Here is a 25,458-nt window from a genome sequence, read left to right on the forward strand (position 1 = left end):
GAATCATGTTCAAGGTAACGAAAGCCGTCTTTCCGGTCGCGGGGCTGGGCACGCGTTTCCTGCCCGCGACGAAGGCAAGCCCGAAGGAAATGCTGCCGGTCGTGGACAAGCCGTTGATCCAGTATGCGGTCGAGGAGGCGATGGCGGCCGGCATCAAGGAAATGATCTTCGTGACGGGCCGCGGCAAGCGGGCGATCGAAGATCACTTCGACAAGTCCTACGAGCTGGAAAACGAACTCGAGAGCCGGGGCAAGACCGCGCTGCTCGACGCGGTGCGCAGCATCAAGCCGCGCGACGTCGATTGCTTCTTCGTGCGCCAGCCGGAAGCGCTCGGTCTCGGCCATGCCGTGCTGTGCGCGCAAAAGCTGGTGGGCGACCATCCGTTCGCCGTCATCCTGGCCGACGACCTGCTCGACGGCACGCCGCCCGTGATGCGGCAAATGATGACGGTGTTCAATCACTACCACAGCTCGATCATCGGCATCGAGGCCATTCCGCCCGCCGATACGCGCGCGTACGGCGTCGTCGCCGGCAAGGCCTGCGGCGATTCGATCGTCAAGCTGTCGGGGATCGTCGAGAAGCCGGCGCCGGAAGCCGCGCCGTCGAATCTCGGCGTCGTCGGCCGCTACATCCTGATGCCGCGCATCTTCGACCACTTGCGCGCGTTGCGGCCGGGCGCGGGCGGCGAGTTGCAGCTGACCGACGCGATCCAGTCGCTGCTCGCCGACGAGCAGGTGCTGGCCTACCAGTACCAGGGCCAGCGATTCGATTGCGGCAGCAAGCTCGGGTACCTGAAGGCCACGGTCGAGTTCGCGTTGCGGCACCCGGAAGTGGCCGCGCAATTCGGCGCGTACCTGGATGCGTACCTCGGCGCGCCCGCCCGCGCCCCGGCCGGCCGGACACGCCGCGCCTGCGGGCCCGTGCAGGCCGACGGCCGGGACGATCGCGGCACGGTGGCGGTTGCCGGCGAACGGTCCGCATCCCCGGCCGAAGCCGCCTGTCCCGAGGTCGTGTGACGGCGCACGGCACGCGGCCGGCCGCTTCGTGCCGTCCGGCGCGCGGCGGGCGGTCGACGTTCGGCCGGTTGCGCGGCGAACGGCATCTTGATGGTCCGGGACAATTGCTATAAAAATACGGGCGTGTCCGCCATCGCGGGGCACGCGGCGGGGCGCGCGGTACATCGCGCGGGCACCCGCGACCGGTACGGCCGGGCGGCGCGTCGACCACGCGTGCCGTTGCCGGCCCGCGGCATGCAGCATGGCGTCAGCGGCAGAAGGCCGGCCCATGCCCGATCACGGGCATGCCGTCACCATTCCCAACGAACGGGCTCCATGAATCCCCCTCTCGTTCTCATCGTCGACGATTCCCCGAACTACCGGCTGCTGCTCTCGCGCACGCTCGGCAAGCTCGGCTTCGGCATCATCGAAGCGGAGGACGGCGCGCAGGCGCTGGCGCTGCTGCGCGAGCGGCCGGAGATCGCGATGGTCGTGAGCGACTGGGAAATGCCGGAACTGGACGGCCCGGCGCTGTGCCGCTCGATACGGGAGGAGTCGCTCGGACGGTACATCTACGTCATCCTCCTGACCGCGCGGGACGGTTCCGAATCGCTCGTGGACGGGATGGAGGCGGGCGCGGACGATTTCCTGACCAAGCCCGTCGACGTCAACGAACTGCGCGTGCGCCTGCGCGCCGGGCAGCGCGTCATCGCGCTGGAGGCGGCGCTGGCCGAACGCAACCGGCATCTCGCCACCGCGTACCAGCAGATCCGCAACGACCTGCAGGCGGCCGCCACCGTTCAGCAGTCGATGCTGCCCCCGGCCGATCTGGCGTTCGACGGGCTCGACTGCGAATGGCTGTTCATCCCGTCGGCCTACCTTTCCGGCGACATGCTGAACGTGAAGGCCGCCGGCGGCAGGCACGTGATCTTCTACGATATCGACGTCGCGGGCCACGGCGTGCCCGCCGCGATGCTGTCGGTGATCGTCAACCGCCTGCTGAGCCGGGAATCGGAGCGCAGCGACGAAAGCGCGCCGCGCGAGCCGTCCGCGGTCGTCAGCCGGATGAACGCGCAACTGGCCCGCGAACTGTCCGACGGCACCTACTTCACGATGGCGTACGGCGTGATCGATACGCGCACCGGCGAGGGCAGGCTCACGCAGGCCGGGCACACGCACCCGTTGCTGGTGAACGCCGACGGACACGTGACGCGGCTCGGCGACGGCGGGTTTCCCGTCGGGCTGATCGAGGCGTGCGACTACGACACCGTTCCGTTCTCGCTGCAGCCGTCCGACCGGCTCTATCTGTATTCGGACGGCGTGACGGAATGCATGGACCCGACCGGCGAGCAGTTCGGCGACGCGCGCCTGGAACGGTTCCTGTCCGAACACGCCGGTGCGCCGCTGCGCGACACGCTGGACGCGTTGCGGCAAAGGCTGCACGAATGGCGCGGCGCGGAATCCGCCGAGTTCGACGACGACATTTCGGTACTCGCCCTGCAGAAACGCGTCCACTGACGCCGACTGCCGGGGCGGCAACTGACTGGGGGGAATCGTGTTGACGGAAACGACGGCGCTGGACGACATCACGTTGATGAAGATACGGGTCACGCGATTCGATACGTTCGTGGCGCCGCGCATTCGCGACGAACTCCTCGACCTCGTGCGACAGGGCGCACGCAAGATCGTGCTCGACCTGCAGCAGGTCGCGTTCGTCGACAGCAGCGGGCTGGGCGCGATGGTGTCCGGGGTCAAGGCGCTGGACGGGCAGGGCGATATCGTCCTGTGCGGCGCGTCCGACGCGGTCCGCACGCTGCTCCGGCTCACGCGCATGGATCGCGTGTTCCGCATCGTTGCCGATTTCGATGCCGCCTGCGCGTGTTGGCGCACGTGACACCGGCCACCCGACCGAACGCGAATTCCGCATGACTACCCGACAGGCCTCCTCCGGTCGCTCCGCGCCCCCCAGCCGGGCCCGCTTTCCCGCGCGGCTCGATGCGTTGCGCGGCATCGCGCAGTGGGTGCGTGCCGAATGCGGTCGCGACGCGGCGGCGCCCGCCTGGGTCGATCAACTGGAACTCGCGATCGTGGAAGCCGCATCCAATGCGATACGGCATGGCGGAACCGCGACCGTGCAGCCATGCGCCCGCGGCGCATATCCCGATTTCGGCATCGTGCTGGCGCTGCGCATTCAGCCGCACCGCATCGTCGTCGATCTTTTCGACGCGGGGCAGGCCGCGCCGGACGGGCTGTTCGACCGGCATCACCCGACTCCCGCGTTCGACCCCGCCGATATCGAACGCCTGCCCGAGCGGGGCATGGGGCTCGGCATTCTTTACGCATGCGTCGACGCGGTCTCGTACCGGCGGCGTCTCGGAATCAACCGGTTGCGGCTCGTCAAGCACGATCCGGCGACCGGCGGCGCGGAGGGAGCGTGACGAACTACGAAGAGATCTTTCAGGAAAGCTATCGCCGCGTCACCGGCGACGATAACGGTGCGCGTTTTTTCGAACGCTTCTACGACAACTTTCTCGCGTCCTCGGACGACATTCGCGAGAAGTTTGCCCAAACCGAAATGACGCGCCACCAGCAACTGGCCCGCAAGTCGTTCTTTCATCTGCTGACCCTGTACCACACCAAGGTCACGTCGGACTACCTCGAACGCATCGCGATCGAGCACGGGCCTGCCAGGCTGTGCATCCCCGAAGCGATGTTCAATGCGTGGCGATCCGCGATCCTCGCGACGGTTCGCGAACTGGACGCGCACCATTACGACGCCAAGGTCGAGATTGCATGGGCGATGACCATCGCCCCCGGGCTCGAGTTCATGCGGCAGATGGCCACGCACGGTGCGGCGGCCGGCGTTGCGGCCGGGCTCGACGCGTCGGGGCGCGCTCCGGGCCGGCCCTGAGCGCCCCCGCGCCGCGCGCGCTCAGGGCGCCGCCGCGAGAAGGGTCCGGCTGATCTCGTCGACCAGCCGCACGAACCCGTCCCGGACGGCCGCGGTCGCGGCCACCGCCGCATCGGCGTGCGCCTGTCGCGCGGACTGTTCGAGGTGCAGCGCAAGGGCCGTGAGTTCCGCACTGGCGAAGGTCCCGGCATCGCCTTTCAGCTTGTGCGCGAGGCGCGCGAGTTTCGGCAGGTCGCCCAGCCGGGCGGCGGCGTCGATTTCGTCCAGTTGCGCGGCCGCGCCGTCGACCAGCATCCGGGCCAGTTCCTGCAGCAGCGCCGCATCGTTGCCCAGTTGCGACAACGCGATCCGCCGATCGAACAGCGCGGGACGGGGCGCGGCGTCGAGCGTCGGCGCCGTATCCGGCAACGATGCCGTCACCCTGTCGATCTCGCGCACCAGGGCTTCGACCGACACCGGCTTCGACACGTAGCCGTCCATTCCGGCCGCGAGGCAGCGCTCCCGGTCGCCCTCCATCGCGTGGGCCGTCATGGCCACCACGGGAACACGCGGCAGCCCGTCGCGCTGCTCGCGGGCACGCCACGCGCGCGTCGCGGCGAGCCCGTCCATCTCCGGCATCTGGACATCCATCAGCACGACATCGAAACCGCCCCGTGCCAGTTTCTCGAGCGCTTCGCGGCCGTTGGACGCCAGCTCCGCCCGATGGCCGAGATTCTCGAGCATGCGCAGCGCCAGCCGCTGATTGATCGGATTGTCCTCGACGAGCAGCACCGCGTGGCGATGTTTCACCGCCGCCGCCGTCGCCGCGGCGGGAACGCGCGACGCCTGGCCCGGTTGCGGCGACGCGAAGATCGCGTCGCCGAGAATCCTGACGAGCGTGTTGAACATTTCCGACTGGTCGACGGGCTTGGTCATGCACGCCGCGATGCCCGCTTGCCGAAGCGTCGCGGAATCGAGCTTGCTGGCCAGCGACGTCAGCACGATCACCGAGGTCCGCCGCAGCGACGGGTCGCTCGCGACTTCGAGCGCCAGCGAATAATCGTCGCAGTCCGGCAACTGGCCGTCCACGAGCGCGATCGCAAACGGCTCGTCCGACTTCGCTTGCCGGTACAGCGCGTCCAGCGCGTCGTCGGCGTTGTCCACGCAGGCCGGATTCATCCCGAAATTGCGCAGCATGTCGTTCATCAGACGCAGGTTCGTCGCGTTGTCGTCGACCACCAGGACGCGCACGCCGCGCAGGGACGGCGGCAGCGGCGGGTGCGGGAGCGCCGGCCCCGTCCCCAATGCGAAGGGCAGCGTGAAGCCGAACGTGCTGCCGGCGCCCGGCGCGCTCTTCACCGACAGATGGCCGCCCATCATCGCGACCAGGTGCGACGAGATGGTCAATCCCAGCCCCGTGCCGCCGTAGCGCCTCGTGGTCGAACTGTCGCCCTGGGAGAACGAATCGAAAATATGCGCGAGATGCTCGGGAGCGATGCCGATCCCGGTGTCGGCCACGGCGAAACGCAGCAAGACCTTCGAATCCAGCGCGCGCTCGAGGTGGACGGAGAGCCGCACTTCGCCGCGCTCCGTGAATTTCAGCGCGTTTCCGACCAGGTTCGTCAGCACCTGCCGCAGGCGGCCGGCGTCGCCGACCAGCGAATCGGGCACGTCGTGACCGATCTCGCTCAGCATCTCGACCTCCCGGTCGCTGCCGCGGAAGGCGGTCGTCCGCAGCGTCTCCGTGATCGTCGCTCGGACGCTGAAGTCGATCGAGTCGAGCAGCAGCTTGCCCGCCTCGATCTTCGAGAAGTCGAGCACGTCGTTGATGACCGTCAGCAACGACTGCGCGGACGACAGCACCATCGTCAGGTACTCGCGCTGCTCCTCGTTCAGCTCGGTTTCGAGACAGAGCCGCGCCATGCCGATGATGCCGTTCATCGGCGTCCGGATCTCGTGGCTCATGTTGGCGAGGAAGGCCGACTTCGCGTCGTTGGCCGCGTCGGCTTGCTCCTTGGCGTTGCGCAGGTCGCGTTCCTGCTGGTATTGAGCGGAAATATCGCGGTGCGTGCCCGTCATGTGCGTGGCCGCGCCGCCGTCGTCGCGGTCCGCCAGCGCATTGGCCTGGACATGGCGAACGTCCCCGTTCGGGCGGACGATGCGAAACGGCGCGATGTCGGTCTCGCGTTCCTGGATGATCGCGTCGAGCGCGCGAAACAGCAGCGCACGATCGTCGGGATGCAGCAGCGACCGCCAGCGTTCGACCGTCATCGTTTCGCCCGCCGAGGACGGCGGCAAACCGTAGATCTCGAACATGCGGGCATTCCATGTGACCGTGCCCGCATGCACATCCCAGGTCCAGATGCCGAGTTCCGCCGCCTTCACCGCGAGCAGCAACTGGTCGCGGGCGGCCGCCAGCTCGTGACGTTGCGCCTGCAACAGGGTATTGAGCTCGTTCAGTTGCGCGGTTCGCCGGGCGACCTGCTCCTCGAGACCGGAGTTGAGCTCGATGATGCGGGCTTCCGCGGCTTTCTGCGCGGTGATGTCGCGCACGGTTTTCGATACGCCGACGACCTGGCCGGCCACGCCGAGAATCGGCGAAATGCTGGCGGACACGTCGAGCAGATGGCCGTCCTTGTGACGGCGGCGCGTGTGGCGCTCCGGTATGCGTTGCCCGCGCGCGATCGCCGACAGCCACTCGCGTTCTTCGTCGATCAGTTCGGCCGGAACGATCAGCGCCGTGAGAGAACGGCCGATGGCCTCGCCCGCGCCGTAGCCGAAGATCGCTTGCGCGCCGCTGTTCCAGCTCGTCACGATGCCGTCGAGCGTCAAGCCGACGATGCAGTCCGCGGAACTCTCGACGATCGCGGCGAGCCGCGAGCGTTCCTCCTGCACCTGCCGCCGCCGCTCGGCGCCCAGCCCGAGCGCGAATGCAATCAGCGCGGTCAGGACGCTGACGACGCTCCCCGCGACGACAACGGTGGCGGGGGAGGTCTGGTGCAGCGCCGCGACGAACCCGGGCGTCGGGCGGAACGCGAACGACCAGATGCGACCGTACACATGGCGTTGCGTGACGACGGTAAAGGGTGCATCGGCATCGGCCGCCGCGGAGGCGCCGGACGCGTAGAACGGCACCGGGCGACCGGGCGCGGTGACGTCGCTGGCGGACAAGCGGATGCCGTTGCGCTGAAAATCGAGATCGGCAAGCACCTCGTCCATGACGAGCGGCGCGTAACTCCAGCCGATCGCGGCGGCCTCGCGCTCGGAGACGGTCTGAAGCGCGGCGCCCGGACGATAGATCGGCAGCAGGAACAGGAAGGACTGACGCGCCTTGCCGGTGGCCTGGACCAGCGTGACGGGGCTTGTCAAAGTCGCGGCGCCGGTGCGCATCGCCGCGAGCGCCGCACCGTGCCGATTGGGCTCCGAAGCGATGTCGAGGCCGACCGCAGCGCGGTTCGGCGCTTCCGGTTCGACGTAGGCGACCACCTCCAGCTCGCCCTGGTGCGGCGCCAGCTGGCGAATCGCGAAGCTTCCCGCGCCGTCCGCACGTTGACGCTCGACGAACCGCGCGGCATCCGGCGGCTGCACCCGGACGATGAACCCGAAACCCATCGCGCCCGGGAATTCATGCGCGACGTCGCGGGTCTGGCTGTAACGGAGGAAGATCTCCCGGGAGATGCGGTCTTCGCCCGCGGCGACAATCGCGCCCCGCGCGCCCCTCAACCCGTATTCGTATCGCCCGATGCGCGTGACGATCGTGTCGGCCGCGTCATTCGCGGCCTGGCCGAACGCGGCACGGGCCTCGCGCTCGTTTCCGACGCTGACGATGCGGCCAGCCAGGAGGCTGCACACCAGTCCCGCGATCACGATCGCCGCGACCGTCGCCGACACCCGCGATACACGAACCATTCGCTTCAATTTCCCCCCTTCGAACGGGCGAATACCAATGCGGCAGCGGGAATCGGCGTGCAGGGCCGCGCAATGATCCTGGTTCGGAAGCTATCACTGTCCGCAGGACGAATCAACCGCCTGCCGGACGGCGTCCGCCATGGGGCCCGGAGGTGGCGCTTGGGTGCGAGGTCGTCGCGTGTCACGACGCGGCGTCTGCCGGCGTCACGATGGACGCGGCGCGGAAATCGCATCGGCTTCGTATGGCGGGCGGATCGTTGCAACGATCGAAACAGTCGGGTCGTTTGCATGCCGTCCTGCACTCGCAGGGCATCGCCGCTTCGCCGGCCGGGCAGGCGGATCCATACACGACGTCTGGCGCGTCGCATCGACCGGTCCCGCCAAAAAGGCGGCGTCGTCACCCGGCCCGCCTTCCGGGCGGCGACGCCTGCAATCACTGATCCCGATCAGTCCATCGACCGTGCGCACCCGGTTCGCGGGCCGTCAGTCACGCGGAATGCGTCGTATCGGCATCGACCGGGCAGTTGTCATCTGCCGGATATTGCGCAGCATATCGATCCATCAAGATAACTTTTCTTATCACAATAGCTTTATCGTGAATCCAAACTCGCCGTTTCCAAAACGCGCCTTGATGCGCGACGTCCGCCCCGTACCTGCGTAGCTCGCCGCCGATTCGCGGGCAGGGACGCGGCCGCCCGATCCGCGCGCCGTTCGCACCGTTACGCCGGCGCATTCATCCGCGCATGCAGCACCGTCAACACGTCGGCCGTCACGCGCGCGACGCCATGCGCGGTCGTGTCGACGAACGCATGCGCGCATTCGCGATACAGCGGATCGCGCATCCGGTACAACGCGGCGAGCGTGTGCCGCGGCTCGGCCACCTGCAGCAGCGGCCGCCGCGTGTCGTCGCGCGTGCGGCGCCACAGCGCATCCGGGTCCGCATGCAGATAGATCACGCAGCCGCGTTCGCTCAGGCGCGCACGGCTGCGGGGATTCAGGACCGCACCGCCGCCGGTCGCCACGACGACGTTCGGGCGTTGCGTCAGTTCGTCGACGATATGCGTCTCCAGCAGACGAAAGCCGCCTTCGCCGACCATGTCGAACAGCACGGGGACCGAACGGCCCGTGCGCCGCTCGATCTCGTCGTCGCAGTCGGCGAACGCCCAGCCGAGCGATACCGCGAGCGCCCGGCCGAGCGTCGACTTGCCGGCCCCCATCATGCCGACCAGGAAGACGCGCTCGGGCAGGGCGCACGAGCCGGCCGCCGCGACGACCGCGCTCATAGCCGGCGGGCGAGCGGCCAGCGGGCCCGCGTCGCCATGCAGATGCGCCTGGCCCGCACCGCGTCCGACAGCGTGTCGAGGGCCGCGCCGGTCGACGCGTCGTCGGCGTCGAGCAGCGCGCCGAGCACCGGCTCGTCCGGATCGCCGGTCGCGATGTGCTCGGCCGCATCCGCCACGATGGCCGGCGACGTAGGCCCGACCGTTTCGCTGCGCCCGGGCAGCCGCCACCCGTTGCACAGGTCGCGCCAGCGCACCACCAGGCCGCAGAACGACCCGCCGCTCGGCACGGCCGCATCGTCGCGCGGCGCCGCCGTGTCGCCGGACGCCGCACGCCGCATGATCCAGCTCGCGAATTCGAGCAGCGACGCATCGTGATCGAGCGTCGCCGCATCGAGCGCGACGCTCACGCCGGCTTCCCGCAGCCGCCCGAGCAGCGGCCGCACGCCGTCGTGTGCGCCGCCGACCGGCTGCAGCAGCACCTCCAGCTCGTCCTCGTGGCGGCTGACGAGTGCATGGTGCCGCGCGAGCGCGGCCGGCTCGAGCAGCGTCTGTGCGGCATGCCGGACGATCACGATCGCGCGATCGTCGCGGCGCTCGACGATCGCGCCGATCCGGCGCCGCGCACGCGCCACCGCGGCGCTCATGTGTCGCTCCCGAAATGGCGCGCGCGCATCACAGCGAACCCTGGAACTCGAGCACCCGCGTCTTGAATTCGTCCGGCACGGCCAGCGTCGTGTTGCTCTCGTAATCGAACATCACGTGGGTCGACATGCCGCGCGCGACGATGGTCTGGTCGTCGCGCTCCATCAGGTGCTCGAGATCGAAGCTCTTGCTGCCGAAGCGCACGATGCTCGACCGGATCGTCAGGTTGTCGCCGAACTGCGCCGGTGCGAGGTATTCGCACTGCGTCTTCACCATGATGTGCGGCAGCTTCTCGCTGCGCGGCAAGCCGAGCAGGTCGAACATGTAGCAGAGGTACGAATGCTGCAGATAGTCGTAATAAACAGGGCTGCTCACATGCCCCATCGAATCCGTATCGCGATACTTGACGTGAATGGGCGTTTCGTAATGACGCTTCGACATGGTGACTCTCCGCAATGACTTGGTTGATTTATATATTCGTACCTGATTGGCCTATCAGGCATCCGAAAATTAATCGAACACCTATCGTGCCGCCACTATCAGAACGAATAGCGACCGGCTCAGAATGCCCGTAGCATCTGGGCTCCAGCGCAGCCCTTGACGTCTGGTTATTACCGATTGAAAAGTACGCGATCTCGATTATCACAATGCGAAAAAAGGCATCTGAAATACCGCAATTGTCTTATTCCGCCTTATATTCGTCATTCATAAGGTTATGAATTAGAAACTGGTAAATATGTCAGTTGCGCCTGGAAAGCGGCATTCAATAAAGTCGCGCTGTAGTAAAAAATCCCGCGAATTATCGACAGGAGGGCAGTCCCCATGCATGCAAACGCCAGGATGACGAACCGTGACGCCGTGCTGCACTTGCCGTCCCCCGTGGATCTGGCCGGTGCGCTGCAGCCGACGCTGCGCGCGGCGCGTACGGTTCATGCGACCCGCCGTGCGATCGTCGACGTGCTCGGCGGCGCGGACGATCGTCTCGTGGTCATCGTCGGCCCGTGCTCGGTGCACGATCCGGACGCCGCACGCGACTATGCGGCGCGGCTCGCGCTGCAGCGCGCGCGATTCGAGGACGAGCTGGAAATCGTGATGCGCGTGTACTTCGAGAAGCCGCGCACGACGGTCGGCTGGAAGGGGCTCATCAACGATCCGCTGCTGGACGGCAGCGAGCGGATCGATGCAGGGCTGCACACGGCCCGCGCGCTGCTGTGCGACATCAACGGTGCGGAAATGCCGGCGGCGACCGAGTTTCTCGATCCGCTGTCGCCGCGCTATCTGGCCGACCTGGTTGCGTGGGGGGCGATCGGCGCGCGCACCGTGGAATCGCAGGTGCATCGCGAGCTGGCGTCGTCGCTGCCGATCCCGATCGGCTTCAAGAACGGCACCGACGGGAACGTGCAGGTGGCCGTCGATGCGATGTGCGCGGCCGCGCGCGCGCATCGCTTCCTGTCGGTCGATGCGGGCGGCCGGCTATGCGCGGCAGCCTCGCCCGGCAATCCGCATACGCACGTCGTGCTGCGCGGCGGGCGCGAGCCGAATTTCGACGCGGCCGCCGTGGCGGCCGCATGCGATCGCATGGCGGCCGCGCGCATCGCGCCGCGCGTGATGATCGACGTCAGTCACGGCAACAGCCGCCGCCAGTTCCGGAATCAGCTCGGTGTGGGCGCGGATGTCGCCGAGCAGGTCGCGGCCGGCGATACGCGCATCGTCGGCGTGCTGATCGAGTCGAACCTGATCGAAGGGCGCCAGGACCTGGTGCCCGGCATCCCGTTGCGCTACGGGCAGAGCATTACCGACGCGTGCCTGTCGTTCGCCGATACCGCACGGCTGCTCGAGACGCTCGCGCACGCGGTGCGCGCGCGGCGGCGAGGGCATGCGCCGGTGTCCGGCATCGAGTTCGCGCAGGAGCCGCTGCTCGCGTGCTGCGCATGAGCGGCCCCGCACGGCGCGGTCAGATTTCGGCTTCGTCGTAGATCCGCGTCACGTCGCCGGCCCACGCGCCGGAAAAACGGGCGAGCCAGTGCTCGGCCTGGGTCGGCGCGCCCGCGACGATCTCGTCGAGCGGCGCGAGATACATCGATTCGTCGCGGCCGGCTGCATCCCTGCGCGCCCGCGCGCGCAGGCCGCGATGCGCGATCGCGAGCGCATCGGCCGCGAACGCGCGCAGCGGACGGCCGTCGACCGATGCATCGAGCCCGTCGCGCGGCACGTCGCGACGCAAGGTCAGCAGCGCGCCGCGGTCGATCGCGGCGCTCAGCGTCTCGGCCTCCGACAGCGCGGCCGGGTCGTACAGCAGGCCGGTCCAGAATGCGGACAGCGCGACCATCATCGCGGGCGAGCCCACGTCGGCGCCGCGCATCTCGAGATAGCGTTTCAGCCGCACCTCGGTAAAAACCGTCGTCAGATGGTCCGCGAAATCGCCGAGCGTCGGCGTCTCGCCCTCGAGGTGCGGCACGCGGCGCCGCATGAAGTCGCGGAACGTCCAGCCGGTCGCGTCCATGTAGCGGTCGCCGCGCCGCACGAAATACATCGGCACGTTGTCGAGCAGCCAGCTCACGTAGCGCTCGAAACCGAAGCTGCGCGACAGGAACAGCGCCGGCGCGCCGCAGCGATCCTCGTCGGTGTCGAGCCACGTATGCGCGCGCGTCGACAGCAGGCCGGTCGGCCGGCCTTCGCGGAACGGCGAATTCGCGAACAGCGCGGTCGCGACCGGCTGCAGCGCGAGCGACACGCGCATCTTGCGCGCCATGTCGCTTTCCGACGCGAAATCGAGGTTGACCTGCACGGTGCAGGTGCGCTGCATCATGTCGAGCCCGCGCGACCCGACGCGCGGCATGTAGCGCCGCATGATCCCGTAGCGCTGCTTCGGCATCCACGGCAGCGCGGCCCGCGACAGGTGCGGGTGAAACCCCAGCGGCGCGCAGCGCAGGCCGAGCGGATCGCACGCGTCGCGCACCGCCGCGAGATGCGCGTGCAGTTCGGCATGCGTATCGTGCAGCGTCTCGAGCGGGGCGCCCGACAGTTCGAGCTGACCGGCCGGCTCGAGCGAGATCGCCGCGCCGTCGCGCCCGGTCACGCCGACGATCCGCCCGGCGTCGACGATCGGCGTCCCGTCGCCGCGCAGTCGCTCCAGCACCGCGGCGATGCCGGCCGGCCCGTCGTAGGGGGCGGGCGCATGCGTCGCGCGCGCGACGACGAACTTCTCGTGCTCGGTGCCGATCCGGAATTGCGCCGGCGGCTTGCAGCCGGCGGCCAGATGATCGGCGAGCTGCTGCTCGGAAACGATCGGCGTATTGTCCGATCCGACGGCATTCGACATCGACACCCTCCACAAGGCATATTGAGCGACCGACCGGTCGGTCGCACGGCGACTATAGCGACGTCGATGCGCGCGGAATACTGGCAGGGGTGATAGGGCGCGGCACGACGCCGCGCCGGAGCGCGCTACGGCTGCTTGCGTTTTGCGAAGTAATGCGCGGGCGAATCGCCGAACGCGCGGCGGAACATCGCGATGAAATTGCTCGGCGTCGCATAGCCGAGCGCGTCCGCGACGTTGGCGACGCTGTCGCCGTTCGCCAGGCATTCGAGCGCGTGCGTCAGGCGCGCCTGCTGGCGCCATTGCGCGAAGCTCGTGCCGGTTTCCGCGACGAACAGCCGGCTCAGCGTGCGCGCGGACAACCCGGCCCATTCGGCCCACGCCTCGAGCGTGCGGCTGTCGTGCGGCTGCCCGAGGATCGCGTTGGCGATGCGCAGCAGCCGGCGGTCGCGCGGCATCGGCAAGTGCAGCGGCTCGTGCGGCGCGCGGCGCATCTCGTCGAGCAGCACGACGCTCATGCGCGCCTGCTCGATGTCGAGCCGGTCCTGGTCGGCCCACGACACCGCGCGCCGCACCAGCGCGCGCATCAACTCGGTAATCGCGATCACGCACGGCTGGTCCGGCATCCGCCGGCTCGCCGCCGGCGCGATCACGACGCTCCAGCCGCTCAACGCGCCGCTGATGCTGACCTTGTGCTGTTCGCCGGGCGGGATCCAGCCGGCGCGATGCGGCGGCAGCATCCACGAACCGTGCGGCGTGCGCACATGCGCGAAACCGCTTTCCACGCAGAACACCTGGCCGCGCAGATGGCTGTGCCAGTCGACCTCGCGGGTGCCGAGCTGGTAGGCGTTGGTGCCGTCGTCCTCGCCCCAGAGGGCGATCAGCGACGGGCCGTCCGCCCGTTCGCTCGGATCGGCGTCGGCGCGCTGCACGGGGCGCGGTGGAACAACGTCTCGGATGGGCATGGCCGGATTTCATTATTTATTGTCCAAACAACATTATCAGCTTTGTCCGGGAGCGTCCAACAATGCATGTCGTGTTCAAACCAATACGAAGCAGAGGAATGCGATGCATGCAGCACTTGCTCCCTGGACACGCGATGCCGGCGCGATTCGCGTCATGTCGCGAATCGCCGCCGCCGCGGCGCTCGTCGTGCTCGGCGCGTGCGCGAGCCGCGACGGGCTCACGCCGGCCGGCACGCTGCGCGGCCCCGATACGCTCGCCGCGTCGCGCAGCCTCGCACACGTGCAGGCTGCCGACTGGCCGGCCGCCGACTGGTGGCGCACGCTGAACGATGCGCAACTGAGCGCGCTGATCGACGAAGCGCTCGCCGGCAATCCCGATCTCGCGACCGCCGATGCGCGCGCACGTGAAGCGCAGGCGCTGGTGATCGAAGCGCAGGCGGCCCGTTTGCCGCACGTCGACGGCAACGCGAGCGCGAAGGCCGAACGGCTGTCCGGCACGCAGTTCTCGACGGACGAGGGCGGCGGCTTCTTCAGCCACACGCGCCAGGTCAATCTCGGCCTCAGCTGGGACATCGATCTGTGGGGCGGCCGCCGGGCCACGTGGGAAGCCGCGCTCGGCGAGGCGCGCGCCGCGCGGATCGACCTGCAGGCCGCGCGCGTGCTGCTGTCCGTCAACGTCGCGCGCGCCTACGTGAATCTCGCCTATGCATTCGACCAGCAGGACGTCGCGCGCGCCGAATACGACCGCGCCGACGAGGCGTTGACGCTGACGCGCCAGCGCGTCACCAGGGGCATCGACAACGTCGCGCAACAGCGCCAGGCCGAAAGCGAGGTCGCGGCCGCGACGCGCGAACAGGCGCGCACGGCGCAGACGATCGACAGCGCGCGCATCGCGCTCGCGATCCTGCTCGGCGCGGGCCCCGATCGCGGCCTTGCGCTCGTGCGTCCCGCGCCGCTGCCGGTCGCCGCGCTCGCGGTGCCGGCCGACCTGCCGGCCGCGCTGCTCGGCCGGCGCGCCGATATCGTCGCCGCGCGCTGGCGGGTCGAGGCCGCCAGCCACAAGGTCGAGGCCGCCCGCGCGGATTTCCTGCCCAACGTGAGCCTCACCGCGTTGATCGGGCTCGCGACGCGCGGCGGCGCCTCCTTGTTCCAGGCCGCCTCGCGCACCTACAACGTCAGCCCGGCCGTTAGCCTGCCGATCTTCGACGGCGGCGAACGGCGCGGCGTGCTGCGCAAACGTGACGCGCAATACGACCTCGCCGTCGCCGGCTACAACAAGACGCTGATCGGTGCGATCGGCGAGGTCGCCGACGATCTGCACCGGCTGCATTCGCTCGCCGTGCAGACCGACGCGCAGCAGCGCGCGTTCGATTCCGCCACCGATGCATGGCGGCTCGCCGACGAACGCTACCGGGCCGGCGTCGGCAGCTATCTCGACGCGCTCGTCGTACGTCAGCAACTGCTGGTCGCGAGCCGCGAGGTCGCCGCGCTGCGTGCGCAGCGCGCGGACCAGTCGCTGCAGCTCGTCGCCGCGCTCGGCGGCGGCTTCCACGCCGAGCCGGACGACGTCGCGCTCGCCGCCACTCCTTCCCAACGTCCTTGACATCGATCATGAGCAGCGACAACTCCCTGCAGACTCCCGCGCGGCCGGCAGCCGCCGATTCCGCCAGCACCCGCCAGCAGCCGGCGGCCGACCACACCGGCGCGCCGCGCGCACCGGGCAGCCCGGGCGGCCCCGACGCCCGCGCGCAGGCGGCGCCTGGCGGCGCCGCGCCCGCGACACCGCCGCCCCCGGCGCCTCCGGCGCGACGCAAGCACCTCGTGCGCGCGCTCGTCGGCGCGTTCGCGCTCGGCATCGTCGGCTGGGGCGTCTGGTACGTGAGCGTCGGACGCTGGTACGAATCCACCGACAACGCGTATGCGCAAGGCAACGTCGTCGAGCTGACGCCGCAGGTGACCGGCACCGTCGTGTCGATCGACGCGGACGACGGCAACCTCGTGCGCGCCGGCACGCCGCTCGTGCGTCTCGACCCGAGCGACGCGCAGATCGCGCTCACGACCGCCCAGGCCGATCTCGCGGCGACGGTCCGCAAGGTGCGCGGCCTGTACAGCAACGAACGCGGACTCGCGAGCAGCATCGATGGCGCGCGCGCCGACCTCGACGCGCGGCGCACCGCGCTCGACAAGGCCAGGGCCGACTACCAGCGCCGCGAGGATCTCGGCCGCTCCGGCGCGATCTCGCGCGAGGAGCTCGCCCATGCCCGCGATACGCTGACGTCCGCGCAAAGCGCGTATGCATCCGCGCAAAGCGCGCTCGCGACCTTGAGCGAGCAGCATCAGACCAGCAAGGCGCTCGTCGACGACACCGCGGTCGCCTCGCACCCGGACGTGCAGGCCGCGGCCGAGCGCCTGCGCGCCGCGTACCTCGCGCGGGCGCGCACCGACATCGTCGCGCCCGTCACCGGCTACGTCGCGAAGCGCACGGTGCAGGTCGGCCAACGCGTATCGCCCGGCGTGCCGCTGCTCGCGGTCGTGCCGCTGCGCGAGCTGTGGGTCGACGCGAACTTCACCGAGAAGCAGCTCGAGAACATGCGCATCGGACAACCGGTCGAACTGAGCGCCGACCTGTACGGCGACGGCGTGCGCTACACCGGCCGCGTGCAGAGCCTCGGCGTGGGCACCGGCAGCGCGTTCTCGCTGCTGCCCGCGCAGAACGCCACCGGCAACTGGATCAAGATCGTGCAGCGGCTGCCGGTCCGCATCGAGCTGACCGATCCGGCCCAGCTCGACGCGCATCCGTTGCGCATCGGCCTGTCGATGCACGCGCGGGTCGACCAGCACGACCGCAGCGGCGCGATGCTGTCGTACCGCGAGCAGCGCGCGCCGCTGTTCCGCACCGACGTGTATCGCGACGTGCTCGCACGCGCCGACAGCCTGATCGCCGACGTCATCCACGCGAACCTGCCGGCGACGGCACGCACGGAGACCGTCCGATGAGCGGCCCGATGGCGGCCGCCGACAGCGGCTTTCGTCCGTCGAGCGTCGCGCTGACGACCTTCGGCCTCGCGCTCGCGGTCTTCATGCAGGTGCTCGACGGCACCGTCGCGAACGTGTCGCTGCCGACCATCGCCGGCAACTTCGGCGTGAGCACGACGCAGAGCGCATGGGTCGTCACCACGTTCTCGGTCAGCAACGCGATCGCGTTGCCGCTGACCGGGTTTCTCGTCAAGCGCGTCGGGCAGGTGCGGCTGTTCGTGTGGGCGACGCTCGCGTTCACGTTCGCGTCGCTGCTGTGCGGCCTCGCGCAGAACCTGCCGCAACTCATCGCGTTCCGTGCGCTGCAGGGCCTGGTGGCCGGGCCGATGATCCCGACCACGCAGGCGCTGATGCTGTCGATCTACCCGCCGCAGCGGCGCGGCTTCGCGTTGTCGATGATCGCGATGGTCACCGTGGTCGCGCCGATCGCGGGGCCCGTGTTCGGCGGCTGGGTCACCGAGCATTACTCGTGGCGCTGGGCGTTCCTGATCAACCTGCCGATCGGCGTGTTCGCCGCGATGTGCGTGTTCGCGCAAATGCGCGCGCGGGTCGAGACCACCGTTGCCGCGCGCGTCGACTATGTCGGCCTCGCCGCGCTCATCGTCGGCGTCGGCGCGCTGCAGATCGTGCTCGACAAAGGCAACGAGGCCGACTGGTTCAACTCCACGTTCATCGTGGTGATGTCGGTGGTCGCCGCGTTCGGCATCGCGCTGTTCCTGATCTGGGAGCTCAACGAGCCGAATCCGATCGTCAACCTGAGGCTGTTCGCGCATCGCAACTTCGCGGCCGGCACGCTGACGCTCGTGCTCGCGTACTCGGCGTTCTTCGCGGTCAACGTGATCGTGCCGCAATGGCTGCAGCGCACGCTCGGCTACACGGCGTTCTGGGCCGGGCTCGCGGTTGCGCCGATGGGCGTGATCCCCGTGCTGATGACGCCGTTCATGGGCAAGTACGCGCCGCGCTTCAACATGCGCGTGCTGGTGTGCTGCGCGTTCGCGATCCTCGGCGTGTCGTCGTTCCTGCGCGCGGGCTTCGTGCCCGACATCGACTTCACGCACATCGCGCTGATCCAGTTGCTGCAGGGCCTCGGTCTCGCGCTGTTCATCATGCCGATCAACAGCATCCTGCTGTCCGACCTGAAGCCGGACGAGATCGCCGCCGGCTCCGGCCTGTCGACGTTCCTGCGCACGCTCGGCGCGAGCTTCGCGGTGTCGATCACGTCGTTCCTGTGGGACCGGCGCGCGATCCTGCACCACGCGCAGCTCAGCGAACACGTGAGCGCGTTCGATCCGGCCGTGCGCGCCGAAGTCGCGCGGCTCGGCGGCGGCGATCCGCAGCGCGCGGCGACGCTGCTGAGCAACCTGGTCGACGCACAGGCTTACCAGATCTCGTTCAACGACGTTTCGTTCGCGCTCGGCTGCGTGTATCTGGTCGTGATCGCGGTGGTGTGGCTCGCCCGTCCGCCGTTCGGTCCGGGTGCGGCCGCGAAACGATGAAGCGGGCGCTGCGCGGCCCGTTCCGACCCATGCTGTTCAATTCGATGGAGATTGACCCGATGCCTACCCACCACACAGGCGATACGCCGTCCGGACTGGCGACGCTCGCCGTGTTCGACGTCACGGAATTTCCGCTCGTCGTCGTGCGCAACGACGCGATCGCGTCCGCCGGCTACGCGCAGCGCTGGCTCGACGACATGCACACGCTGATGCAGCACGGCGAGCCGTTTGTCATGATCTTTCCGCCGGCCCGCCCGGACGAGACGCACGACGACCGCAAGGAGCGCGGCATGTGGCTCAAGCAGAACCGGGCCGCGCTCGCCACGGTCTGCCGCGCGCTCGTCTCGATCGAACCGGATCCGGCCGAGCGTGAAGCGGCCGTCGCGAACGCGTCAGGCATCGAGAAGGCGTTCGGCATTCCGTTCGACGTGACGGCGTCGCTCGACGACGCGAAGCAGGCGGGCCGGCGACGTCTGCTAGAGGCGGTCTAGCGCGGCCCGTTCACGCGCAACGCCTCCAACCGGTTGCGCAAGTCCGCCTGAATGCAGATTCCAACTAATGAACGGGGTGGCTTGTATGAATGGACTGGATTGTCTGAAATGGTTGGTACCCGGCGATACGGACGCGTCATGGCAGCGGATGACCGACGCGGCCGCCGGAATGGGATTCGACAAGGTGGTGCTGATCGTGCTGCCGTTTACCGGCGCGTCGTTCGACCTCGCGCGCAAGTGGAGCAGCGGCGTGCCCGGCTGGACGGCGCTGTACCGGCAGCGTGAGTTCGACCGCATCGATCCGATGCTGCGGCATTGCTTCCGTTCCGCGCTGCCGCTCGTCTGGGACGACGCGCTGTTCGTGCTGCCCGGGCAACGGCAGTGTTACGAGGCGGCCGCCGCGTACGGCATGCGCAGCGGCGTCGTGCTGCCGGTGCGCGGCGCGAAGGGGGAGGTCGGCATGCTGTTGTGCGCGAGCGCGGACGACCTCGCCGACACGCGCGAGCGCTGCGACCGTCATCTCGCGAAACTGACGTTGCTGCGCGACGTCGCGTGCGAAGCGATCGCCGGCTCGCGCTGCCACGCACCGCCCGACAGCGTGCCGCGTCTGAGCCGGCGCGAAGTCGAATGCCTGCGCTGGCACGCGGCCGGCAAGACGTCGTGGGAAATCGGCCACATCCTGAACGTGACCGAGTCGTGCATCAATTTCCACTTCATGAACATCCGCCGCAAGTTCAACGTGTCACGTCGGCATGAAGCCGTGCTGCGTGCGGTCGAGTGGGGGCTGATCAGCATCTCCGACGTGACGGTGCCCACCTGATGCGGGTGCATCCGCGAGCCAGCGGTCGAGAAACGCGCTGAGCCACGCCGCGGTCGCACGGTCGTGCCGCCAGCCTTCGCGAGCCTGCGTCGCGAGATCCTGCGCGCCGGGCGCCGCCAGCTTGTGCGCGGCGGCCGTGCTCCAGCGCCGCATCATCGGAAAGCTCACTTCCGGATGGAACTGGACGCCGTACGCGCGCGGCCCGTAGCGGACGGCCTGGTTCTCGAAGTGCTCGCCGGTCGCGAGGAGCTCGAGCCCGTCCACGCGCTCGAAGCCCTCGCGATGCCACTGGTAGACGTGCGACGGCCAGGACCCGACCCGCCTGCCGGCGGGCGTCGCGGCGATCGGCCAGTAGCCGATTTCCGCGCGCCCGTCCCGGTGCGCGCTCACGCGGCCGCCCAGGTGGCGGATCATCATCTGCGCGCCCAGGCACACGCCGAGAAAGGGCGCCGCCTCGCGCAGCGGCACGCCGATCCAGTCGATCTCGTCGCGAATCCAGCGATCGCCGTCATTGGCGCTCATCGGGCCGCCGAACACCACGGCGCCGGCATGGCCGGCCAGCGTCGCCGGCAGCGGATCGCCGAGCGGCGGGCGGCGAATATCGAGCGGATGGCCGCGCTCGGCGAGCAGGCGCCCGATCCGGCCGGGGCTCGACTGCTCGCGATGCAGGACGATCAGGATCGGACGAAGTGCGAGGGGCGTCATGTCGTGTCGTGAGTGTCGTGAAGGTCATCTGGCAGGAAGTCAGCCCGGCTGGCCGCGCAGCGCGTCGAACGACACCATCACCTGTTCGCGATAGGCGGGCCGTCGGCACAGGCGAGCGTACCAGGCTTCGACGTGCGGCAGCGGCGGCCGCTCGACGTCGAGCGAGAAATAACGGAACAGCGTCGCGCCGGCCGGAATGTCGGCCAGGCCCGGCGTCGCCCCGCCGAGAAAAGGCTGCGTCGACAGCAGCCGGTCGAGCAGCTGGTATTGCATGGCGCTGCGCGCGGCCTTGTCGCGCACGAGCGCATCGTCGCGCCGCTCGGGCGGCGTTCGCACCAGCGCCCAGAACAGCCCGGTCATCACGTCGGGCTCGAGCGCCGTCTGCGACCAGTCCATCCAGCGCTCCGCGCGCGAACGGGCGAACGCGTCGCGGCACCAGAACGGGCTGTTCGGCACGCGCGCGGCGAGATAGCGCAGGATCGTGTGCGACTCCCAGACCACGTCGCCGTCCCAGTCGATCACCGGAATCCGGCAGGTCGGATTCAGCGCCGTGAACGCGGGCGTCTGCAGCGAGCCGTGCTCCCCGCCCGCCGGGATATGGCGGTACGGCACGCCCAGCTCTCCGATGAGCCATAGCACTTTCTGCACGTTGAACGACGTGCGGCGCCCCCAGACGGTCAGCATCGCGCGGCGTCCTCGCAGGCGGCGGCAGGCGCGTACGCCGCATAGCGGTCGAGGCCCGCGGCGAGATCGGCGATCAGGTCGTCCGGATCCTCGAGCCCGATGTGCAGGCGCACGCCGCGGCTGCCGGCCGGCCAGCGCGCCGCGAGGCCGTGCGCGTCCAGCTCGAACGGCAGCGCGAGGCTTTCGTAGCCGCCCCACGAATAGCCGAGCCCGAACAGCGCCAGGTGGTCCAGAAACGCTTCGACCGCCTGCTGCGGCGCAGGGCGCAGCACGACCGAGAACAGCCCGGACGCGCCACCGAAATCGCGGCGCCACAGCGCATGCCCGTCGTCGCCGGGGAGCGCGGGATACAGCACGCGCTGCACTTCCGCGCGCGTCGCGAGCCAGGCCGCGACCGCGAGCGCATTGCGCTGATGCTGGCGCAGCCGCACGCCGAGCGTGCGCAGCCCGCGCAGCGCGAGGAATACGTCGTCGGGGCCCGCGCACAGGCCGAGATCGCCGTGCAGCTGCTTCAACGCGGGCCACGCGCGTTCGCTGGCCGATACCGTGCCGAGCATCGCGTCGGAATGCCCGACCAGGTACTTGGTGCCGGCCTGGATCGACAGGTCGATGCCGAACGCATGCGGCCGGAAGAAGAGGGGCGTGGCCCAGCTGTTGTCCGCGATGACCAGCGCGCCGTGCGCCTGCGCGAGCCGGACCAGCGCCGGAATGTCGTGCATGTCGAACGTGTAGGAGCCGGGCACTTCGACGTACAGCGCACGCGTGTTGGGACGGAACGCTGCGGCGACGGGCGTGCTGCCGTCGTACCAGGTCGTCTCGACGCCGAGCCGTGCAAGCACGCCTTCGCATGCGTGGCGCACCGGGCCGTAGACCGAGGCGGTCATCAGCAGGTGATCGCCAGGTTTCAGGCAGGACAGCAGCGCGAGCGTGCACGCGGACAGGCCCGACGGACACAGCACCGCGCCGGCGCCGCCCTCGAGGCTCGTCACCGCGCGCTCGAGCGCCTCGGACGTCGGCGTGCCGCGGCGGCCGTAGATATACGGCTGCGTGCGGTTCAGCAGATCGGACACCGTCGGGCTCAGCACGGTCGACGCATGGTAGACGGGCGGATTGACGAAGCCGTGCCAGGCCGCGCTGTCGCGGCCCGCGTGCATGAGCCGTGTGTCGTCGTGCATCCGGTCAGGCCGGTGACCGCCCGGCCGCGGCGGATGTTCGGCGGACTTCAAGGCCATAGCGCGCACCGTTCCCAGCGCTGGCCGGCCCGGCGGTACGCCTGCCGCGCGAAGCGGCGTGCGCTGTCCGCGCGCCAGAATTCGGCTTCGTCCGGGGCCAGCGTGTACAGGTGCCAGTCGTCCGACACGAGCCCCGGATCGGCGGCCAGCCGCTCGAGCTGCGCGTCGATCGCGCGCGTCAGGTCGGCGGGATCGTCGAGCCGCTCGCTTTGGCGTCCGGCGAGGATGCTCGCGCGCGACCGCTCGGGGCGGCCCGCGAAATCGGCGCGGCCCTCGGCGTCCGGCAGCCGCTCGACCGGGCCGCTCAGGCGCACCTGGCTTGCGATCGCCGGCCAGTAGAACGTGAGCGCGGCGAACGGCAGGTGTTCGAGCTGACGCCCCTTCGGGCTGCGCGTGCTCGCCGCGAAATGCCAGCCGCGCGCGTCGACGTTCAGCAGCACCACGGAGCGTGCGTCGGGCCGCCCGTCCGGGCGCACCGTCGACAGCGTCATCACCTGCGGTTCGACGGCGCCCGCGGTGACGGCCTCGTCGAGCCAGCGCTCGAACTGCGCCTGCGGCGTTGCGGGCCAGTCCTGCGCGGGCACGTGCGGCGCCGCGTGGGCGAGGGTTTTCAGCGCCTTCAGGCGCGTTGCGATCGTATCCATGGCGTCACTCAGGCAATGCCGAATTGCGTCGCGCGGGCGATCAGCCGATGCGCGGCGAGATAGTCGGGGACTTCCGCGAGGAAACCGTCGACGACGGCCGCGGCAACGCGGCGGCCGCCGGATTCGCGCCGCGCGGTGTCGAACGCGTCGATCACGCGGCGGGCGAGGGCGACCTCGTCGGCCGTCGGCGTCAGCACGCGATTGACGACCGGCACGAACTGCCCGTTGACGATCGCCTTGGCCTGATATCCGAGGCCGCGCGACACGCGCATGTCGAGTTCCGCGCCTTCGTTGTCGGCATAGCTGTACGGGCAGTCGATCGCCGTGACGCCGACCGCCGCGCACTCGACGCGAAAGCGCGAGCGCACGTAGTCGAGTTCGCGGCCGGCGCGGGTGCGCTCGGCGCACATGTCCGCCACCATGTCCTCGGTCGCGACGAGCACGGCCGACACGCGCGGGCTCGAGCGCGCGATCGCCATCGTGTTCACGAGACCGAGCGTCGTCTCGATGTTCGGCACCAGTTCGGTCGAGCCGGGCGTAATGTCGTATTCGCGCTCGAACCGCGTGACGGCTTCGTCGAGTGCGACGACCTGCTCGGGCGTCGCGACATACGACATCATCACGATGTCCGGCCGGCCGCGCATCGCGGCGCGCAGGTCGTCGATGCCGCCCGTGTCGAGCGGATTCACGCGCACCGACGCGAGGATGCCGGCTTCGCGCCAGCCCGCGAGCACCCGCTCGCTCAGCTCGCGCGCGGCCGGCCGCCGGTCGGGCGGCGTAAAGGTTTCGAGTTCCTGGATCAATACGTCCGCGCCGCTCGCGGCGCCGGCGACGAGCGCATCGTGATCGGCGCCGGCGAGAAACAGCCAGGAGCGGCGCAGGCGGGAAGGACGTCGGTGGGTCGTTGCCATGTGAGGTTTCCTGTAGTGCGCGTGATAGGCGGATCGATGGCGCGGGCGCTCAGCCGGCGCGCATCATCTGGTTGAAGATGTTCTTGCGGTGCATTTCCTCGGTTCCGCCGACGCTCATGAAGCCCAGCGCATCCGACGCGAACGCGGCCACCGGCCCGGCCTGGTAGCCGAGGCTGCCGTACAGCCGCACGAGGCCGAGCGCGCCGTCGACGAGATCCTGCGCGCCGACCAGCTTCGCGATCGAGCAGGTCATCAGCGCCTGCGGGTGATCCGTCAGCAACTGCGCGAGCGCGCCGCGCGCGAGCCACGTGCCGCGCTCGATGCCGATCTGCAGGTCGACGAGACGGCGCTGCACGTACTGGTGCTCGTCGATCGTGCTGTCGAAGCTGCGCCGCTCGCGGCAATAGCCGATCGCATCGCGCAGATACGGCGCCGTGACCTGCGCGGCGACGAGGCCGTAGTAGAGGCGGCCGAGCGAGATGATGTCGATCAGGTTGCCGAGCCCCGCGCCCGGCTCGCCGAGCAGCTGGCCGCGCGTGATCGGGCAGTCGTCGAAGTGCAGCGCGCCGGTGGGCAGGTCGTCGAGGCCGAGCTTGCGGTCGGGCGCGGCAACCGTCATGCCCGGCTGGTCGCGGTCGACGATCACGAGCGCCGTATTGCGCCGGCCCGGCGTTTCGATGCGCGTGACGACGAGGATGAAGCGCGCGAGCGGCGCGTGCGCGATATTGAATTTGCTGCCGGTCAGCCGATAGCCGTCGCCATGCTCGACCAGTTTCGTCGCGATGCTGCGCACGTCGGTGCCGGTGCCCGGTTCGGCGATCGCCGTCGCGCTCAGTTCGCCGCGCAGGATCGCGCCGAAATAGCGGTCCTGCTGGGTCGCGGTGCCGTACCGTTCGAGCGCGCGCACCATGCCGGCCTGCGCGATCACCGACAGCAGCAGCGCCGGACGGCGGATCGACGAGGCGAGCCCCTCGAGCGCCGCGGAAAAATGCCACCAGCCGTGACCGTCGCCGCCGTACGTCTCCGGCACGATCATGTCCCACAGTCCTTCCTGCCCGAGGCGTTTCCAGCCGGCTTCATCGAAGGCGGCCGGCGCGCGGCCGTCCCGCTCCGCGGCGGCGATCTCCGCGCCGATGTCGCGAAAACGCACGAGCGTCGCATGCTGTTCCTGCGTCCAGTCAAATGGCATCTGTCCTGTCTCCGGTCGAAGCGGCGCGGCCTCCGACGGCGCGCCCGCGATGCCGACAAGGTTAAGGGGACGTGGATGGCGCAGGTACTGGCAGTAGTGGTAGTTGCCGCGCAGGGTGGGGCGGCGGACCGGGGCGGGGGCGTCCGGTGGCAGGCATTGCAATGCGCGGGCGCCCGTTGCTGATCGACCGGAGCGTTCAGCGCCCGCGCGCCGGGAAAGTCCGGCGATTCACCGGGCCGATTCGCGG

22 protein-coding genes and 1 pseudogene are annotated in these 25,458 nt (G+C 69.5%); 11 read left to right on the top strand and 12 right to left on the bottom strand.

What is annotated here, in order from left to right:
• Positions 1 to 5: 5 nt before the first annotated feature.
• The 5 genes and pseudogenes from galU to GQ57_RS10110 form a co-directional block, all read left to right on the top strand.
• Positions 6 to 857: pseudogene (gene galU, locus GQ57_RS10090) on the top strand (UTP--glucose-1-phosphate uridylyltransferase GalU); the annotation flags it as partial.
• 474 nt (positions 858 to 1,331) lie between these two features.
• On the top strand, positions 1,332 to 2,513 hold the full coding sequence (locus GQ57_RS10095; protein WP_034197776.1) for a PP2C family protein-serine/threonine phosphatase: 1,182 nt from the start codon (positions 1,332 to 1,334) through the stop codon (positions 2,511 to 2,513).
• Positions 2,514 to 2,553: 40 nt separating this feature from the next.
• The gene (locus tag GQ57_RS10100; protein WP_034197777.1) at positions 2,554 to 2,889 is read left to right on the top strand and encodes an STAS domain-containing protein; all 336 of its coding nucleotides are present in this window, start codon (positions 2,554 to 2,556) and stop codon (positions 2,887 to 2,889) included.
• 31 nt (positions 2,890 to 2,920) lie between these two features.
• Positions 2,921 to 3,433, top strand: coding sequence for an ATP-binding protein (locus GQ57_RS10105; protein ID WP_160257516.1), 513 nt, complete (start codon positions 2,921 to 2,923; stop codon positions 3,431 to 3,433).
• Positions 3,430 to 3,906 carry a globin gene (locus GQ57_RS10110; RefSeq protein ID WP_052001219.1) on the top strand — a complete coding sequence of 159 codons (477 nt, stop codon included), beginning with the start codon at positions 3,430 to 3,432 and terminating at the stop codon, positions 3,904 to 3,906. The genes GQ57_RS10105 and GQ57_RS10110 overlap by 4 nt, the downstream gene beginning before the upstream one ends.
• Positions 3,907 to 3,927: 21 nt before the next feature.
• On the opposite strand, the gene GQ57_RS38150 is transcribed toward GQ57_RS10110, so the two are convergent.
• From GQ57_RS38150 to GQ57_RS10130, 4 genes are all read right to left on the bottom strand, one after another.
• The gene (locus tag GQ57_RS38150; RefSeq protein WP_081896636.1) at positions 3,928 to 7,794 is read right to left on the bottom strand and encodes a CHASE domain-containing protein; all 3,867 of its coding nucleotides are present in this window, start codon (positions 7,792 to 7,794) and stop codon (positions 3,928 to 3,930) included.
• 719 nt (positions 7,795 to 8,513) lie between these two features.
• Positions 8,514 to 9,077, bottom strand: a complete 564-nt coding sequence (locus GQ57_RS10120; protein WP_052001222.1) for a shikimate kinase — start codon at positions 9,075 to 9,077, stop codon at positions 8,514 to 8,516.
• Positions 9,074 to 9,721, bottom strand: coding sequence for a hypothetical protein (locus tag GQ57_RS10125; RefSeq protein ID WP_031400772.1), 648 nt, complete (start codon positions 9,719 to 9,721; stop codon positions 9,074 to 9,076). Before GQ57_RS10125 ends, GQ57_RS10120 begins: the two co-directional genes overlap by 4 nt.
• 28 nt (positions 9,722 to 9,749) lie before the next feature.
• Complete coding sequence (locus tag GQ57_RS10130; protein WP_031400771.1) at positions 9,750 to 10,160, bottom strand: acyl-CoA thioesterase; 411 nt, start codon at positions 10,158 to 10,160, stop codon at positions 9,750 to 9,752.
• Positions 10,161 to 10,559: 399 nt separating this feature from the next.
• On the opposite strand from GQ57_RS10130, the gene GQ57_RS10135 reads away from it, so the two are divergent.
• Positions 10,560 to 11,654: a 3-deoxy-7-phosphoheptulonate synthase gene (locus tag GQ57_RS10135; RefSeq protein ID WP_063934565.1), complete on the top strand. Its 1,095-nt coding sequence runs from the start codon at positions 10,560 to 10,562 to the stop codon at positions 11,652 to 11,654.
• Positions 11,655 to 11,673: 19 nt separating this feature from the next.
• Here the strand turns inward: GQ57_RS10135 and GQ57_RS10140 are convergent, their stop codons facing one another.
• Positions 11,674 to 13,041: a glutamate--cysteine ligase gene (locus tag GQ57_RS10140; RefSeq protein ID WP_031400769.1), complete on the bottom strand. Its 1,368-nt coding sequence runs from the start codon at positions 13,039 to 13,041 to the stop codon at positions 11,674 to 11,676.
• Positions 13,042 to 13,166: 125 nt separating this feature from the next.
• Complete coding sequence (locus tag GQ57_RS10145) at positions 13,167 to 14,003, bottom strand: AraC family transcriptional regulator (protein ID WP_031400768.1); 837 nt, start codon at positions 14,001 to 14,003, stop codon at positions 13,167 to 13,169.
• Between the two features lie 154 nt (positions 14,004 to 14,157).
• On the opposite strand from GQ57_RS10145, the gene GQ57_RS10150 reads away from it, so the two are divergent.
• The 5 genes from GQ57_RS10150 (at position 14,158) to GQ57_RS10170 (ending at position 19,846) form a co-directional block, all read left to right on the top strand.
• Positions 14,158 to 15,606 (top strand): efflux transporter outer membrane subunit, encoded by a 1,449-nt coding sequence (locus GQ57_RS10150; protein ID WP_034197779.1) that lies wholly within the window; start codon positions 14,158 to 14,160, stop codon positions 15,604 to 15,606.
• Between the two features lie 8 nt (positions 15,607 to 15,614).
• Positions 15,615 to 17,000: an HlyD family efflux transporter periplasmic adaptor subunit gene (locus GQ57_RS10155; protein WP_034197780.1), complete on the top strand. Its 1,386-nt coding sequence runs from the start codon at positions 15,615 to 15,617 to the stop codon at positions 16,998 to 17,000.
• On the top strand, positions 16,997 to 18,535 hold the full coding sequence (locus GQ57_RS10160) for a DHA2 family efflux MFS transporter permease subunit (protein ID WP_031400765.1): 1,539 nt from the start codon (positions 16,997 to 16,999) through the stop codon (positions 18,533 to 18,535). The genes GQ57_RS10155 and GQ57_RS10160 overlap by 4 nt, the downstream gene beginning before the upstream one ends.
• 59 nt (positions 18,536 to 18,594) lie before the next feature.
• Positions 18,595 to 19,026 carry a hypothetical protein gene (locus GQ57_RS10165; protein ID WP_031400764.1) on the top strand — a complete coding sequence of 144 codons (432 nt, stop codon included), beginning with the start codon at positions 18,595 to 18,597 and terminating at the stop codon, positions 19,024 to 19,026.
• Positions 19,027 to 19,111: 85 nt separating this feature from the next.
• On the top strand, positions 19,112 to 19,846 hold the full coding sequence (locus tag GQ57_RS10170) for a helix-turn-helix transcriptional regulator (protein WP_160257517.1): 735 nt from the start codon (positions 19,112 to 19,114) through the stop codon (positions 19,844 to 19,846).
• Here the strand turns inward: GQ57_RS10170 and GQ57_RS10175 are convergent.
• Genes GQ57_RS10175 through GQ57_RS10200 form a run of 6 tightly spaced genes read right to left on the bottom strand, consistent with a single transcriptional unit; the run spans position 19,769 to position 25,211 of the window.
• Complete coding sequence (locus tag GQ57_RS10175) at positions 19,769 to 20,551, bottom strand: glutamine amidotransferase (RefSeq protein WP_052001228.1); 783 nt, start codon at positions 20,549 to 20,551, stop codon at positions 19,769 to 19,771. The genes GQ57_RS10170 and GQ57_RS10175 overlap by 78 nt on opposite strands.
• A 39-nt stretch (positions 20,552 to 20,590) precedes the next feature.
• The gene (locus GQ57_RS10180; RefSeq protein ID WP_031400761.1) at positions 20,591 to 21,235 is read right to left on the bottom strand and encodes a glutathione S-transferase family protein; all 645 of its coding nucleotides are present in this window, start codon (positions 21,233 to 21,235) and stop codon (positions 20,591 to 20,593) included.
• Positions 21,229 to 22,410 (bottom strand): cystathionine beta-lyase, encoded by a 1,182-nt coding sequence (gene metC / locus GQ57_RS10185; protein WP_052001229.1) that lies wholly within the window; start codon positions 22,408 to 22,410, stop codon positions 21,229 to 21,231. Before metC ends, GQ57_RS10180 begins: the two co-directional genes overlap by 7 nt.
• A gap of 47 nt (positions 22,411 to 22,457) precedes the next feature.
• Positions 22,458 to 23,111 (bottom strand): pyridoxine/pyridoxamine 5'-phosphate oxidase, encoded by a 654-nt coding sequence (locus GQ57_RS10190; RefSeq protein ID WP_031400759.1) that lies wholly within the window; start codon positions 23,109 to 23,111, stop codon positions 22,458 to 22,460.
• A gap of 8 nt (positions 23,112 to 23,119) precedes the next feature.
• Positions 23,120 to 24,022, bottom strand: a complete 903-nt coding sequence (locus GQ57_RS10195; RefSeq protein ID WP_031400758.1) for an HpcH/HpaI aldolase/citrate lyase family protein — start codon at positions 24,020 to 24,022, stop codon at positions 23,120 to 23,122.
• Positions 24,023 to 24,071: 49 nt separating this feature from the next.
• Positions 24,072 to 25,211 (bottom strand): acyl-CoA dehydrogenase family protein, encoded by a 1,140-nt coding sequence (locus GQ57_RS10200; protein ID WP_034197781.1) that lies wholly within the window; start codon positions 25,209 to 25,211, stop codon positions 24,072 to 24,074.
• Between the last annotated feature and the right edge of the window lie 247 nt (positions 25,212 to 25,458).

This window comes from Burkholderia sp. MSh2 (assembly GCF_000731655.1).
Lineage (GTDB): Bacteria > Pseudomonadota > Gammaproteobacteria > Burkholderiales > Burkholderiaceae > Burkholderia > Burkholderia paludis.

Excerpts from the sequence above, each read along its gene's own strand:
- GQ57_RS10095 (WP_034197776.1), top strand. The coding sequence starts at position 1,332 with ATGAATCCCCCTCTCGTTCTCATCGTCGACGATTCCCCGAACTACCGG.
- GQ57_RS10105 (WP_160257516.1), top strand. The coding sequence starts at position 2,921 with ATGACTACCCGACAGGCCTCCTCCGGTCGCTCCGCGCCCCCCAGCCGG.
- GQ57_RS38150 (WP_081896636.1), bottom strand. The coding sequence starts at position 7,794 with ATGGTTCGTGTATCGCGGGTGTCGGCGACGGTCGCGGCGATCGTGATC.
- GQ57_RS10120 (WP_052001222.1), bottom strand. The coding sequence starts at position 9,077 with ATGAGCGCGGTCGTCGCGGCGGCCGGCTCGTGCGCCCTGCCCGAGCGC.
- GQ57_RS10125 (WP_031400772.1), bottom strand. The coding sequence starts at position 9,721 with ATGAGCGCCGCGGTGGCGCGTGCGCGGCGCCGGATCGGCGCGATCGTC.
- GQ57_RS10130 (WP_031400771.1), bottom strand. The coding sequence starts at position 10,160 with ATGTCGAAGCGTCATTACGAAACGCCCATTCACGTCAAGTATCGCGAT.
- GQ57_RS10135 (WP_063934565.1), top strand. The coding sequence starts at position 10,560 with ATGACGAACCGTGACGCCGTGCTGCACTTGCCGTCCCCCGTGGATCTG.
- GQ57_RS10140 (WP_031400769.1), bottom strand. The coding sequence starts at position 13,041 with ATGTCGAATGCCGTCGGATCGGACAATACGCCGATCGTTTCCGAGCAG.
- GQ57_RS10145 (WP_031400768.1), bottom strand. The coding sequence starts at position 14,003 with ATGCCCATCCGAGACGTTGTTCCACCGCGCCCCGTGCAGCGCGCCGAC.
- GQ57_RS10150 (WP_034197779.1), top strand. The coding sequence starts at position 14,158 with ATGTCGCGAATCGCCGCCGCCGCGGCGCTCGTCGTGCTCGGCGCGTGC.
- GQ57_RS10155 (WP_034197780.1), top strand. The coding sequence starts at position 15,615 with ATGAGCAGCGACAACTCCCTGCAGACTCCCGCGCGGCCGGCAGCCGCC.
- GQ57_RS10160 (WP_031400765.1), top strand. The coding sequence starts at position 16,997 with ATGAGCGGCCCGATGGCGGCCGCCGACAGCGGCTTTCGTCCGTCGAGC.
- GQ57_RS10165 (WP_031400764.1), top strand. The coding sequence starts at position 18,595 with ATGCCTACCCACCACACAGGCGATACGCCGTCCGGACTGGCGACGCTC.
- GQ57_RS10170 (WP_160257517.1), top strand. The coding sequence starts at position 19,112 with ATGAATGGACTGGATTGTCTGAAATGGTTGGTACCCGGCGATACGGAC.
- GQ57_RS10175 (WP_052001228.1), bottom strand. The coding sequence starts at position 20,551 with ATGACGCCCCTCGCACTTCGTCCGATCCTGATCGTCCTGCATCGCGAG.
- GQ57_RS10180 (WP_031400761.1), bottom strand. The coding sequence starts at position 21,235 with ATGCTGACCGTCTGGGGGCGCCGCACGTCGTTCAACGTGCAGAAAGTG.
- metC (WP_052001229.1), bottom strand. The coding sequence starts at position 22,410 with ATGCACGACGACACACGGCTCATGCACGCGGGCCGCGACAGCGCGGCC.
- GQ57_RS10190 (WP_031400759.1), bottom strand. The coding sequence starts at position 23,111 with ATGGATACGATCGCAACGCGCCTGAAGGCGCTGAAAACCCTCGCCCAC.
- GQ57_RS10195 (WP_031400758.1), bottom strand. The coding sequence starts at position 24,022 with ATGGCAACGACCCACCGACGTCCTTCCCGCCTGCGCCGCTCCTGGCTG.
- GQ57_RS10200 (WP_034197781.1), bottom strand. The coding sequence starts at position 25,211 with ATGCCATTTGACTGGACGCAGGAACAGCATGCGACGCTCGTGCGTTTT.